Below are 14164 nucleotides of genomic sequence, written 5' to 3'. Positions count from 1 at the left end.
GCGCCCACCAGATCGGCGGCGACCGCTCCGCTCTGCCCGAGGATCCCGCTACGCGGGCCGCCGCCGGCACTTGCGCCCGAGCAGCGAAAAGCGAGATCATCACGCATGCTCGACCCCTCGCCCGAGGACAACGGGACCGCGCCGACGGTCTCCACACCGGATTTCGTGGGCCGTGCTCGGGAGATGGCGGCGCTCCGGGGCGCCCTGGCCCGGCCACCGGCGATCGTGCTGGTGGAGGGCGAGGCGGGGATCGGCAAGAGCCGACTGCTGCGGGAGTGGTTGGCGGCGTCCGACCGGCGCAGCGCCCTGGTGTCGGTGTGCCCACCGCTTCGCGAGTCGCTGACGTTGGGGCCGATCGTCGACGCGTTCCGTGGGATCGACGACCCGGTGTCGCGACTGCCGCTCAGCGCGCTCGCGGGTGCGTTGCGGCCCCTGTTCCCGGAGTGGTCCACGGACCTGCCGCCCGCACTGCCGCCCCTGGACGACGCGAAGGCGGCGCGGCATCGTCTGTTCCGCGCCCTGGACGAGCTGCTGCGGGCCCTGCGTGTCGACGTTCTCGTGCTCGAGGACGCCCACTGGGCCGACGAGATGACGTTGGAGTTCCTGCTGTTCGTCACCTCCCGGCAGCAGACGGACGGGCCGAGCCTCGTGGTCTCCTACCGGCCGGAGGAGGTGGACGACGGATCGCTGTTGTTGCGGCTGACGTCCCGGTTGCCCGCCGGTGTGACCCAGCTGAGGATCGCCCTGGCGCCGATGCGACCCGACGACACCGCGGCGCTGGTGTCCTCAATGCTGGACCGCAACCCGATCTCGCAGGAGTTCGCGACGTTCCTGCACGAGCGGACCGGTGGCCTCCCGCTGGCGCTGGAGGAGTCGGTCCGCCTCATGTACGACCGCGCCGACCTCGTCTTCCGCGACGGGCAGTGGGTCCGGCTGAAGTTGCGCGAGCTACGGGTGCCGCCAACGGTGCGCGACTCCACCCGGGAACGGGTGGGTCGTCTGTCGCCGCCGGCGCAGCAGGTGTTGCGGGCCGCGGCCACGTTGGCTGAGCGGTCGTCGGTGGCCGCGATCGCGGTGACCGCCGGCCTGTCACCCGCCGAGTGTCGAGGCGCCATCACGGAAGCGGCCGACGCCGGTGTCCTGGACGCGGACGACCGCGGCGAGTGGCGATTCCGGCACGTGCTGGCCGCCACGGCCGTCTACGAGGCGATCCCGTTGACCGACCGCAGGCACTTCCACCTGCTGGCCGGCCGCGCCCTGGAGCACGTCCACCCGCCGCCTGTCGCACGCCTCGCCCACCACTTCCGCGCGGCGGGCGAGACGCCGTCCTGGGCGCGGTACGCCGAGCAGGGCGCCGAGTTGGCGGTGGCGTCGGGCGACCACACCAAGGCCGTCGACATGCTTGTCGAACTGTTGTCGTGGGCCGTGTTGCCGCCGCCGGATCGGGCGCGGGTGGCGCGCATCGCCGCGGTTGCCGCACTGGGCCGTCGCGAACCTGTCGACCAGGTCCACCACCGGGTGATCCGTACCCTGCGCGCGGTGTTGGAGACCCCCGGTCTCTCCGCCCGCCAGCAGGCCGAGATCCGCAACCCCCTGGGTCGGCTCCTGATCACGGCGGGTGAGGCGCAGGCGGCGCTCAGCGAGCTCGAGCAGGCGGTGGCCAACCTCGACCACGACCCGGTCGAGGCGGCCCGGGCGATGACCTACCTCGGCTGGGCCTACGCGGGGCCGTGGCCGGCGTCGACCCACAGGCGTTGGCTGGATCGCGCCGCCGAGCTCACCACCGAGTTCGCCTCTCCCGCGGAGCGGCTGAACCTGGCCGGCAACCGGGCCGCGGCGTTGCTCATGCTCGGCGAGGAGGAGGCCTGGGACGTCGTCGCCGGCCTGCCCGTCGACGGCGCGACCTCGGCGGAGCGTCTCGACGTGGCGCGCATCCACGCGAACGTCGGGACCGGCGCGGTGATCTGGGGCCGGTACGCCGACGCGGACACGCACCTCGCCGTGGCCATGCACCTCGCCGAGACCGAGCAGGCGTCCCGGTTGCAACTCAACGTCCGACTCGAACAGGCCAACCTGGCGTGGCTCACCGGCCGGTGGGAGGGTCTCGCCGAGCAGAGCGCGGCACTCGCCGACGCCGACCGGGACCGGCCGGCGCACTACCTCGGCAGCATCCGGCTCGCGGCCCGGCTGGCGGCCGCGGCCGGACGGCGGCGTGCCGCGGAGGAGCAGTTCCGCCTGGTCCTCGAGGAGTCCGCCCGTCTCGGCGCGGCCGACGACACGATGGAGGCCGCCGCCGCGCTGGCCCGGCTGTGGCTGACGGACGGAAACAGCGGCCGGGCTCTACAGGTCACCAACGAGCCGATGGACACCGTCCGGAGGAAGGGCATCTGGATCTGGGCGACGGACCTGGTCCCCGCCCAGATCGAGGCGCACCTCGCCCAGGGCGACCTCAGGACCGCGACCCGCCTGGGCGACCAGCTCGCCAGGGGGCTGCGTGGCCGTACGGCGCCCGCGCCCCGCGCCGCGCTCGCCGTGTGCCGTGCCCTGCTGCTCGCCGCGAGCGGAGATCACGCCCGCGCGGCGACGGCATTCGATCGGGCGGCGCGCGCCTGGAGCGCGTTGCCGCGCCCCTACGACGCCATGCTCGCCCGCGAGCGTCAGGCCGAGGCGCTCATCGCGCACGGCCAGGTCGAGCAGGGCCGGGAGCTGCTGGCCGCACAGTACGAGCACCTGTTCCGGCTCGGTGCCCGCGGCGACGCGGACCGGGTCGCGCAGCGACTTCGCGAACACGGCGCCGAGGTTCCGCGACTGTGGCGCGGCGGTCGACGAGGGTACGGCGACCAGCTCTCACCGCGTGAGCTCGACGTGGTCCAACTTGTCGTCGCCGGCAAGACCAACCGGGAGATCAGCCGGATCCTGGCCAAGTCACCGGCCACGGTGGATCAGCAGCTCCGTGCGGCGATGCGCAAGTTGAAGGTGACCTCCCGGACCGCGCTGGCGGTCAAGGCGGTGGAGGCCGGAGTGTTCGCCGAAGAGGACTCCCTCGACGTCCCGTCGTGAAAATTGACGTATCCGCTGGATAGCGACGGCCGCTCGTCCACCCCGAGCATGGCTTCGTGATCCATAGCCACTGGGCAATGCGTGCCTGAGCGACACGTCGCGCGTGACGACGCCGCCATCGAGGACCCACCGAAACCCGAGCCGCCCCGCGAGCCGCGCGCCAGCGCCCCCGACGCCCATGACGCCGACGGTGCCGACGACCGCAAGAACCACGATCCCTACCAACCCCTGTAGGTCGAAGGACTCCCATGAAACTCAAAGCCCTCGCGGCTTCGCTTGCCGCAGCGGTCGGCCTGAGCCTGATCCAGGCACCACAGGCGTCCGCCGCCGAGCCGGATCCCGGCGCCCCCGCCAACAAGATCGCCTCGAACCTCAAGGACCGCTTCCGCGCGGAGCCGAAGTCCGACTTCTGGATCACGTTCGACACCAGGGCCGACCTCGCGCCGACGAAGAAGATCACCGACTGGACCGCTCGCGGTCAGTTCGTCTACGACGCGCTGACCGCCGCCGCGAAGAACTCGCTGGCCTCCGTCTCCACCGAACTCGACCGGGCCGGCGTCACGTACACCTCGTACCCGATCGCCAACACCGTGCTCGTCAAGGGCGGCAACGAGAAGCTCGCCCTCACCGTGGCCGCCAAGGCGCAGGTCGCCGAGATCCACGCGACGCCGCAGGTCGCGCTGGTCAAGCCGGTCGAGGAGAAGAGCCCGGCCGACCAGGAAGCCCGCCCCGCCCCGAAGGCCGCCGCCGAGGCAGGCACCTCGACGTGGGGTCTGGACGCCATCCATGCCCCCGAGGCCTGGGCCATGGGCGCCACCGGCGCGGGCATCACCGTGTCCAACCTCGACTCGGGCGTCCAGTTCGACCACCCCGCCCTGCTGCCCTCGTACCGCGGCACGAAGCCCGACGGCACGGTCGACCACAACTACAACTGGATGGCGACCCGGGGCACGTGCGCGGACGCGCCGTGTGACGACAACGGCCACGGCACGCACACCATGGGCACCATGGTCGGCGACGACGGCACCAACCACGTCGGGGTCGCCCCGGACGCGCGGTGGATCGCGACGAACGGCTGCTGCGACAGCACCGGCGTCGAGTCGCTGCTCCGGTCCGGCTGGTGGCTGCTCGCCCCGACCGACGTCCACGGCAACAACCCCGACCCGTCCAAGCGCCCCCACGTCATCAACAACTCGTGGGGCCAGACCGAAGAGCACAGCTTCAACGACTTCTTCCAGGCCATCGACGACGCCTGGAGCGCCGCGGGCATCTTCAGCGTCTGGTCGTCGGGCAACACCAGCCCGTACGCGGACTGCGACACCGTCTCCTCGCCCGGCTCCGCCGAGAGCGCCTACTCCGTCGGCGCCACCAGGTCGGACGGCACGCTCGCGTTGTTCTCCCGCAAGGGCGAGGGCGAGGGTGGCCGGATCAAGCCCGAGATCTCCGCTCCGGGCGACGGTGTCCGTTCGTCCTACCCGGGCAACGGCTACGTCGAGATGTCCGGCACCTCGATGGCGGCCCCCCACGTCGCCGGCGCCGTCGCGGCGCTGTGGAGCTACGACCCGACCCTCATCGGGCAGGTCGAGGAAACCCGCCGCCTGCTCGGGGAGTCGGCCGTCGACGTCGACGACACCGAGTGCGGCGGCACCGCCGAGGTCAACAACAAGTTCGGCGAGGGCCGGCTCGACCTCGTCCGCCTGCTCGAACTCGCGCCCCGCAAGGGCGGCACCCTCACCGGCGTCGTCACCGCCAACGGCGCTCCGGTCCCCGCCGCCGACGTGACGATCAGCGGACCGTTCAGCCGGTCGATCGGCACCGACAAGGACGGCCGGTTCACCACGAACCTCCCGGTCGGCGACTACCAGCTCAGCACCAGGGTCTTCGGCTACCTGACCGCGACCGCGAACGTCACGATCACCCTCGGCCAGGACACCCCCGTCACGCTGCCGCTCACGGCCGCCGCGAGGCACGACATCAGCGGCACGGTCGTCGACGAGAAGAAGCGGCCCGTGCCGAACGCCGACGTCTCCCTCACGGACACGCCGCTGAAGCCGGTCCGCACCGACGCCAACGGTGCGTTCACGATCAGCGCCGTCCCCGAGGGCGGGTACACGCTCACCGTCAAGCCCAACGCCTGCTTCTCGCCCACGACGCTCCCACTGACCGTCGGCGCGCAGAACGAGTCACGCGAGATCCCCGTCGGGCTCGTCGTCGACGAGGGCGGTTACCGCTGCGCCGTCTCCGACGGTGAATACCTGCGTGGCACCGACCCGGTCGCGTACACGAGCGGTGTGTGGGCGACGGTGAAGCTGCCGTTCCCGATCGCGCTCTACAACGGCAGCCACGACACCCTCGGCATCAGCCTGCGTGGCGTGATCTCCCCGGACACCAGCACCGGACCCGGCAGCGGCGGTGCGGGCGTCTTCCCGTTCTACGTCCAGACCCCCGTCGAGTTCGCTCCGGGCGGGGGAGTCTTCACGGCGGCCACCAAGGTCAACGGTGAGGACGCGTTCGTCGTCGAGTTCCGCGACGCCAAGCTCTGGGCCTATCCGGACCGGTTGGAGAACACCGAGCCGGTCAGCTACTCGGCCACGCTCACCCGCTCCGGCACCGTGATCTTCGGCTACGGCGACGGCGTCGGGACCGACGACCCGGTGACCGCCGGCGCGCACGCCGTCACCGGCATCCAGGGCTGGGCCGGCGTCGACGGCATCCGGTTCTCCGACAGCGCCCCGGTGCTGCGGGACGGGATGATCGTCACCTACGACCTGCCCGACTTCGGATACCTCGACGCGACTGTCGTCGACGCGAACGACGCGCTGCCGCTGGCCGGGGCCAAGGTCGCCTTCACCGACAAGCAGGGGCTCGTCGAGACCGTCACGACGAACGGGACCGGCGTCGTGCACCGCCAACTCCCCGTCGGCGACTACACGATGACCGTCGACGCGCCGAACTACACGACCGCGGCGTACCCCTTCTCCCTCGACAAGCTCTACGCGAGCGCCACGATCGACGCCCGGCTGACCACGGGCGCCGCCGGCCTGAAGGCCGACGGCCTCAACGCGCTGATGGGCACCGACCAGAGCGGTGTGGGCTCACTGACGCTCACCAACAACGGCTCCGCCCCCCTCACGTACACCCTGGGGGAGGCCGCGCGCCACCCCGACCTCGACGCCGCCGGCGCCACCTCGCGCACCGGGAAGGGCGCGGCCAGCACGATCGACCTCACCGCGTGGAAGAGCGGCGCGAGCGGCATGAAGCCGTCGAACGTCGACGGCAAGGCGGCGACCGCGAAGGCCGCCGAGGCACAGGCGGCCGCCAAGGTCGGCGCGACCTCCGGCGGCGACGTCATCACCCGGATCGGCATCCCCGGCACGATCGAGGAGAAGGAGCCCTCCGGCGTCGGCTACGACGGCGACGTCTGGGTCCACGACTACAACAAGCGGACCAACACCGCCTACACGGTGACGGGTAAGCCGACCGGGAAGGTCTTCGACGCGTCGTGGAACCCCGCGTACCGGGCGTTCGACATGGCGCTCGACACCAAGACCGGTGACATGTGCCAGATGGAGGACAGCCCGGCCAGCTACATCCACTGCTTCGACCGGGACACCGGGAAGGAGACCCGGCAGGTCAAGGGTGACTGGTCCACGCTGCAACTGACCGGGCTCGCCTACAACCCGACGCGGGACGTGTTCTACGTCGGCGGCCGGAAGAACGGCATGATCGGCACCGTCGCCGGGACGTCGCACGACAAGCCGGGTGCGCTGCTGTCCTTCTGCGCGCCGCCGCTGCCCGAGGTGATGGGCCTGGCGTACAACCAGGCGTCCGACACCATCTGGTACACCGACCTCACCTCGAACCGGCCCACCCGACTGTTGCAGGTCGACCCGGACGACTGCTCGCTTGTGAACGCGTGGTGGTTCCCCGGCCAGAAGGCGGGCCAGGGCGGCGGCCTCGAAACCGACTCGACGGGTGCGCTGTGGGCGGTGGACCAGGTCGCCGACGACGTCGTGCTCGTCGACGTCGAGGACGACCTGGTCACCGACCTGCCGTGGCTGTCGCTCTCCTCGACCGGCGGCACCCTCGCCCCGGGCGAGTCGACGACCGTCAAGGTCTCCATCTCCTCGAAGGGCGCCAAGCCCGGAGCCCTCGGCGCGAACATCGTGGTGCGGTCCGACTCTGGACGCCAGTCCAAGACCTACGTCCCGGTGACGCTCACGACCACGAAGTACCAGGTCGGCGTCAACGCCGGTGGCCCGTCGTTCACCGACGGCTCCGGCTACACCTGGTCCGCCGACCAGGCCGCCGGTAAGAAGGCGTGGGGCTACGAGGGAAAGACGAAGGTCGCCGCCACGAAGGCCGCCATCAACGGTACGACTGACGACGCCCTGTTCCAGTCGCAGCGCACCACGCACGAGAAGGGGTTGTTCTACCGCTTCCCCGACGCGCCAAAGGGCACCTACGCGATCGATCTCGGGTTCGCCGAGATCGAGAAGGCGGCCAGGGGCAAGCGGGTGTTCGACGTCGTCGTGGACGGATCGCTGGCGGAGTACGCGTACGACGCGGCCGCGGTCGTCGGGCCGAACACCGCCGACTGGCGTACCGCTGTGGTGCGGCACGAGGGCGGTCCGCTGACCGTGGAGCTGCGGGGCGCGAAGGGACTGAAGGCCCCGACGGTCGCCGCGCTGCGGGTGACGCTCGACCCGCGTTCGGACGCGGTGGAGCCGGAGCCCCAGCCGGAGCAGCCGGAGCCGGGCCCCGTGCCGGTGGCCCCGGCCGGCCGTTCGTACTCGATGAAGGTGACCGACGGGCTCTACCGCCAGGGCACCGAGGAGTCCGGGTGGCACGGCGACGACCTCTGCGGCCCGCTGTGGTTCGACTCCAGCTTCCTGGCCCCGTTCTACGACACGGCCTGGGACGGCGTGTGCGTGACGACGAACGGCACGCTGACCTTCGACCGGGCCAGCACGCAGGGGAACAACACGGCACTGCCGTCGCCGTACCCGATCGACGCGATCTATCCGCTCTGGGACGACCTCATCGTCGACGACGAGGCGGGCATCTACTACGGCACGACCCAGGTGGACGGGCTGGCGGCGCAGGTCGTCGAGTGGCGCAACGTCGCCTTCTACAACGACCGGACGGCTCGGGTGAGCTTCTCGGTCACCCTGATCGCCGACGGACGGATCCAGATCGGGTACGGCGACGGCGTCGGCGGCGACAACCCCCTCACCCGAGGGTCGTCGGCGACGGTCGGCCTGGAGAGCCTGACGCGTAACCCCGTGAGCCAGTACTCCTTCAACCAGCCCGTCCTGAAGGCCGGCCAGGGGCTGGAGTACACCCTCCCGGCGGCCGGCACGATCGAGGGCACGGTCACCGACGCGAACGACCGCAAGCCGATCGAGGGCGCGATCGTCACGCTCAGGGGGCCGAACGGGGAACGGGTCATCACGACCGACGTGAAGGGCCGGTGGAAGGCCCAGGCGCTTGTCGGCGAGAACACGGTGCAGATCGAGGCGCCGAACTACGTCACCGCCAGCCACCCCGTGACCATCACGAAGAAGGACCAGGCCGAGGTGGTCGACACGGCGCTGACCACGGGCATCGCCACGGTCACCGGAGCTGACCTCGACTGGCTCCTGGACAAGAACCAGAAGGCGACGGCCGACGTGACGGTCACCAACACCGGCTCCGCCCCGCTCGACGTGCGGCTCAGCGAGCAGAATCGCACGAGCGACGGCGGACACGAGGCCGCCGACCTTCCCTGGCTGGCCCTCACGGGCGCGGCCGCGACCGGCACGGTCACGCTCGCGGCCGGCACGTCCACCACGGTCACGGTGACGGCCGACAACGCCGGCATCAAGCCCGGCGTGCTCGTCGGGGACGTGCTCGTGGCATCGAACGCCGGCAAGGGCGAGGCCCAGCTCAAGCCGGTCCGCCTGGCGACGTCCGCCTACTGGAAGGGCGTCGACGCGGGCGGGTCGGGGTACGTCGATTCCGACGGCTTCTTCTGGGCGCCCGACCAGCAGCTCGGCTCGCGGGCGTGGGGCTACGTCGGCGGCAAGGCGCGCAGCACAAGGGCCGACATCGCCGGCACCGAGGACGACGCGTTGTTCCGCACCCAGCGGACCGGCGAGACGTTCAGCTACGTGTTCAAGAACGCCCCCGCCGGCACGTACCGCATCGCCCTCGGCTTCGCGGAGATCGAGAAGGTCAAGGCCGGCAAGCGTGCCTTCGATGTGCTGGCCGACGGCAAGGTCGTGCTCTACGACCACGACGTGCAGGCGACCGTGGGTGCGCTGACCGCGGACACCAACGCGGCCATCGTCGAGCACGCCGGTGGCGATCTGACGATCGAGCTTCGCCGCGACAAGGGCGAGCACGATCCGATCCTCAACGCCCTCAAGGTCCAGCAGGACCCGCGCCTGTGAGCTAGCCGAACCTGTCCCGCCAACAGTGGTCAGAGCCTCCCCGGAACGGCATTTCGGGGAGGCTCTGACCGCTACTCGACGATCCGGCCCTGGCTCCGGAGGCGTCTCCCGATCCTTGGGTCGCGCCCGCGCCGCCGGCGGGCGGTGAGCACCCCGGCGGTCGCCAACAGTGTCCCCGCCAGGAGCCACATCCAGCGGTCGTGGGCCGCGTCCCAGCCGTCGCCCGCGCCGACGAGTAGGGCCGCCGAGATCGGCAGCAGCGCCACCACCGTCATCGCGAGCAGCAGCATCGGGGCGGCGAGTGGACTGCCGATCCCGCGCGGCGACCGTCGCCAGCCGACCGCCGACGCGAGGAACGCGACCGCCGCGACTGTCGCGGCCTCGCGGGTCAGGTCCGCGTACGGCAGCGACGCCGTCGCCGGCCCGGACCGTGTCACCAGCAGCGCCGCCGCCCAGCACGCAGCGCCGACGACCGCGGCGGGGACCGCTCGTAGCAGCGCGCCGAGCCAGGCCGGGACCGGCAGGGTCTCCGTGGTCGGCTTCGCCGGGTCGTCGAGGACGAACGTGACGCCGAGGCCGACGCAGGCCAGCACCAACCGCAGCAACGTGATGTGGTTGTCGGGGGGCAGGAGCGACCCGGTCACGGCAGGTGGGGTCACGATCGCCACACCGACGACGCCGGCCGCCAGCAGCGGCGAGATCCGCGTCGCCCGCAGCGTCGGCCAGAGCAGCGCCGCCACCGTCCGCAGTCGCCCGCCCCGCCGCAGCGTGGACGCGGTGCCGGTCTGCCCCGACGCGCCGACGGCGGGCACGTCGCTCACGGGACGCACGGCAGCGCCTCGGCGTCCGGGGCGAGCGGCTGCACCGGCACCCCGAAGATGGCACCGAAGCGCTCCAACGGTGTGTCGGGCGCGGTCAGCTCGGCCCAGTGCCGCTCGACGAGTGGTGGCACCTCGTCGGACTGCCGTTCCAGCAACTCCAACGCCGGTGCCGCCGCCCGGTCGGGTGCCCAGATGCTGTACAGGCCCGATACGTCGCTGAAGACGAGCGCACCGGTGCTCGTCTCGTCCAGTGACCGCATCCCGGCCAGAGTGGTCGGCGACGCCCGCCCGACCAGCCACACCAGGAGCGCCGCCCGTGCCCCGCAGAGGAAGTTCCCCCCGTCGTACGCCTTCGCGGCCATCAGCCGGTAGGCAACCTCGGCGGCCAGGGCGGCGGCTGCCCGATCGTCGCCCCACGCGGTGTCGACCCGGACCGCCTCCGGGGTGCCCGCCGCCGCGTCCTCGACCTTCCAAGCGGCCACCGCCTGCATGGCCTCGGCGACGGACCCGGCGCTTCCGGCGGAGATCTCCTCGGTGAGGGCCCGCTGCCGCACCGCGAGCGGTGGCCCGGACGAGGCGGCGCTGTCCGGCACGACCGCGCGGACGGAGGTGACCACCGACTCCCACCCGGGAACGAACCCGTCGAACCCGTCGAAGTAGCAGTAGGTGACGTCGCCGCGCCTGACGCACGACTGGATGCTCGCCGGCCGGTCTGCGACTGTCGCACGGGCCGCCGCCATGCCCGGGTCGGGTAGCGACTGGGTCACCCCACCGCCGACGGTGAGGATCAGCCCGACGGCGAGCCCGGCCGCGACGACCGACCGACGCGCGTTGGCCCGGGCCAGCACGGCCGCGACGAGCAGCACGGTGATCCCGATCAGATACGCGAGGTGCCGGGCCGCGGGCCGCTCGGAGACGCCGGCGGGTACCGGGACGGGGAACTCACTGATGTAGACCGGAAGCAGGAACCGCCAGCCGGACCCGACGAGGGTCACGATGATCGCCGTGAACTCCAACACGAGGATGAGCAGGACGAGCAGCGGGGCGATCAGCAGGGAGCGGATCAGGACGCCGGAGAGCACCCCGACCGCGCCGAGGAGCAGGGTTAGCGCCGACGGGGTCAGCAACGTGGCGACGTCGACCGACCCGGCCGCGCCCGGCAGCGCCGCGGACACTCCGACCCGGACGCCGACGAGCAGCAGGCTGAGGCCGGCCAGCGGCAGCAGCGCCAGCAGGAACCCGCCGACCCGCCAGGCCGGCGGCAGCACCAGCACGTCGTAGGACGCGTCGACCTTGTGCCGGTGCGCCCGTAGCGTGACGAGGTTCGCCACGATCAGCGCCGACCCGCCGAGGATCGGCAACGCGAGCAGCTGGATGGTGATCAGCTCGTCGGGGAGCACCGGATACCGGTTCGCCGAGCCGGACAGCCAGCCCCACAGCCACGGGCCGAGGAACAGCAGCGGGGCCGCGAGGGTGAGCGGGTGTCGCAGCATCCGGACCGACTCGAACCGGGCGAGGGCGAGGAGCGCTCGTCGCCGCCCGCGCGTGGACGACGGCGTTGGGCGGACCGGCGTGGCCACCGTCAGGGTTGCCGTCATCGCGCGCCGCCCGCGACCGCCGACGCCTCGGTGCCGGTGCCGGTGCCGGTGCCGACGAGCGTCAGGTAGCCGTCCTCGATCGACGGCTCCACAAGCGCGGCCCCGGGTGGCGGGTCGCCGACGTGCCGGTGCAGCCCCGTGCCCGTCCGCCACGACGCCAACGCCCCTGCCTGTCGCGCCGCGCTCGTCCACACCCGGCCGCTGGCCAGCCCGGCCAGCTCGGCCGGGGTGCCCTCGAACCGCACCCGGCCCCGGTCGAGGACGACCACCTCCTGGCACAGCGACATGACGTCCTCGGTCTGATGCGTGGAGAGCAGCACCGTCTTGCGCTCGCCGAGGTCCGCGATCAGCTCCCGGAACCGCAGCCGCTGCTCCGGGTCGAGGCCGACGGTCGGTTCGTCGAGGATGACGAGGTCCGGGTCGCCGACCAGGGCCGCTGCCAGCGCGAGCCGTTGCCTCATGCCGCCGGACAGGGTCCGGATCCGGGATCGCCGTCGGTCGTCGAGGCCGACGGCGGAGAGCACCCGGGCGACCTCGGTGTGCCGTGCCGTCCGGTGGGTGAGCTCCTTGAGGATCGCGACGTAGTCGACGAACTCGAACGCGGTGAACGACGGGTGGAAGCCCGGGTCCTGCGGCAGGTAGCCCAGCAGACGCCGGACCGCGAGCCGCCCGGGTGGTGTGCTCGGGTCGTGGCCGAAGACCCGCAGCGTTCCGCCGTCGGCCGACAGTGCGGTCGCGACGATCCGCAGCAGCGTCGTCTTGCCCGCGCCGTTGGGGCCGAGCAACCCGGTCACCCCGGTGCGCAGTGTGAACGACACGTCGTCGAGCGCGATGGCGCGCCCGTACCGCAGCGTCAGACCGTCTGCCTCAACGGCAGTCATGAAACCCTCCTCGTCAGGTTCGGAACGTGGTAGCGGTCGTAGGTGCCGCGCTGGCGGGACAGCGCCACGGCGGCGATCCCGCCGACGATCGCGACGCCCACCTGCCCGGCCACCGTGAAGACGAGCCGGTCGCCGAAGGTGGCGGCGACCACCGCCGCCCAGCCGACGCCGACGACGACAGCGGCCGGTCCCGCGCCGATCCGGGCCGAGAGCAGCAGTGACAGCACGGTCAGGGCGAGCGACGGCAGGAACCAACCGGTCGCGCGCAGCCCGTACTCGTAGATGAAGAGACTGGCCACGGCGGACAGCGCGGTGGTCGCGGACAGGACCGCGAGGCACCGCAACAGCAGTAACCGGAACGAGCGGATCGGAGCGACCACCGCGATCTCGTAGGTGGGGTCGATGCCGGGCGCGAAGGACATCGCGACCGCGACCAGCGGCAACAGCGGGGCGACCGCGAGGAACACGACCGGGTCGGTCAACACGGCGATCGTCGCCGTCAACGCGGCCGTGACCGCGATCGCCAACAGCCACGACAGCCGCAGCGCCGGCGTCGCCGCGAGCAGCCGCGCGGTGTGGTCGGGCACGCCGACCGCGATCATCAACCGTTCGACGGGCCCCGGCCGCGGCGCGTCCAGGGCGGCGTCGAGGCGGGCCCAGCCTCCGTCGATCGCCCACCCCAGGTCGACGGTCGCGGCGGCGGCGAGGCGTTCGCGGCACTCACCGCACCCGGCCAGGTGCGCCTCCGTGGACCACAGGGCAGGGGCGGCAAGGGTACGCCTGCCGTAGGCGCGGAGGTCCTCGTCGAGCAGATGCCAGGTCATGCCAACTCCTCTCGCAACTGCCGGCGGGCACGCATCGCCCGCGTCTTGACGGTGCCGGCGGGGATGCCGAGCAGGACGGCGGCCTCGGCGGTGGAGAGGCCGTCGAGGACTGTGGCGCGGATGACCGCGCGTAGCTCCGGGGAGAGGCGGGCGAGGGCGCCGCCGAGGTCGCCGTGCTCGAGACCGATCAGCACCTGCTCCTCGGCGGACGACTCGTCTCGGCCGCGCAGGCGGGCCAGTAGCCGGCCGAGCCGGTCGCGGGACGTGCGGCGACGCAGCGCGTCGATGAGCCGGCGGGACCCGATCCTCCACAGCCAGGCGGCAGCGTCGGTGTCGCGGGGCCGGAACGTTGCCGCGGCGCCGGTCCACACGGCGAGGAACGTCTCCTGCACGACGTCGTCGACGAGGGCGTCGTCGGCGCAGCGGTAGCACAGACGCAGGCGCAGCCACGGCGCGTGCCGGCGATAGAACGCCTCGAACGCGTTCCGGTCGCCGCCCGCGGTCAGGGCCAGGAGTGCGGCGTCGTCCTGGGCGGTCATGCCTACC

The 14164-nt window shown here is 72.2% G+C and carries 8 protein-coding genes; 3 read left to right on the top strand and 5 right to left on the bottom strand.

Going from position 1 to position 14164, the window contains the following annotated elements:
* The first annotated feature begins 105 nt into the window (after positions 1–105).
* From ACPXBU_RS16065 to ACPXBU_RS16055, 3 genes are all read left to right on the top strand, one after another.
* A complete protein-coding gene (locus ACPXBU_RS16065) occupies positions 106–3060 on the top strand; it encodes an ATP-binding protein (protein ID WP_425758633.1) in 2955 nt (984 codons plus the stop codon).
* A gap of 81 nt (positions 3061–3141) precedes the next feature.
* Complete coding sequence (locus ACPXBU_RS16060; protein ID WP_425758632.1) at positions 3142–3294, top strand: hypothetical protein; 153 nt, start codon at positions 3142–3144, stop codon at positions 3292–3294.
* Between the two features lie 14 nt (positions 3295–3308).
* Complete coding sequence (locus ACPXBU_RS16055; protein ID WP_425758631.1) at positions 3309–9494, top strand: S8 family serine peptidase; 6186 nt, start codon at positions 3309–3311, stop codon at positions 9492–9494.
* A 71-nt stretch (positions 9495–9565) separates the two neighbouring features.
* On the opposite strand, the gene ACPXBU_RS16050 is transcribed toward ACPXBU_RS16055, so the two are convergent.
* From ACPXBU_RS16050 to ACPXBU_RS16030, 5 genes are read right to left on the bottom strand one after another with little or no spacing between them, the layout of a single operon-like run.
* Entirely contained in the window at positions 9566–10315 is a 750-nt protein-coding gene (locus tag ACPXBU_RS16050) for a hypothetical protein (protein ID WP_425758630.1), read from the bottom strand.
* Complete coding sequence (locus ACPXBU_RS16045) at positions 10312–11913, bottom strand: hypothetical protein (RefSeq protein WP_425758629.1); 1602 nt, start codon at positions 11911–11913, stop codon at positions 10312–10314. The genes ACPXBU_RS16050 and ACPXBU_RS16045 overlap by 4 nt, the downstream gene beginning before the upstream one ends.
* Entirely contained in the window at positions 11910–12794 is an 885-nt protein-coding gene (locus ACPXBU_RS16040; RefSeq protein ID WP_425758628.1) for an ABC transporter ATP-binding protein, read from the bottom strand. Before ACPXBU_RS16040 ends, ACPXBU_RS16045 begins: the two co-directional genes overlap by 4 nt.
* Complete coding sequence (locus ACPXBU_RS16035) at positions 12791–13618, bottom strand: hypothetical protein (RefSeq protein ID WP_425758627.1); 828 nt, start codon at positions 13616–13618, stop codon at positions 12791–12793. Before ACPXBU_RS16035 ends, ACPXBU_RS16040 begins: the two co-directional genes overlap by 4 nt.
* Positions 13615–14157, bottom strand: a complete 543-nt coding sequence (locus tag ACPXBU_RS16030) for an RNA polymerase sigma factor (protein WP_393361792.1) — start codon at positions 14155–14157, stop codon at positions 13615–13617. The genes ACPXBU_RS16035 and ACPXBU_RS16030 overlap by 4 nt, the downstream gene beginning before the upstream one ends.
* Between the last annotated feature and the right edge of the window lie 7 nt (positions 14158–14164).

It is taken from the genome of Micromonospora sp. DT231 (assembly GCF_049847025.1).
Lineage (GTDB): Bacteria > Actinomycetota > Actinomycetes > Mycobacteriales > Micromonosporaceae > Micromonospora.
Note: the sequence above shows the minus strand (reverse complement) of the source record. Positions and strands in the feature narration are given on the sequence as shown.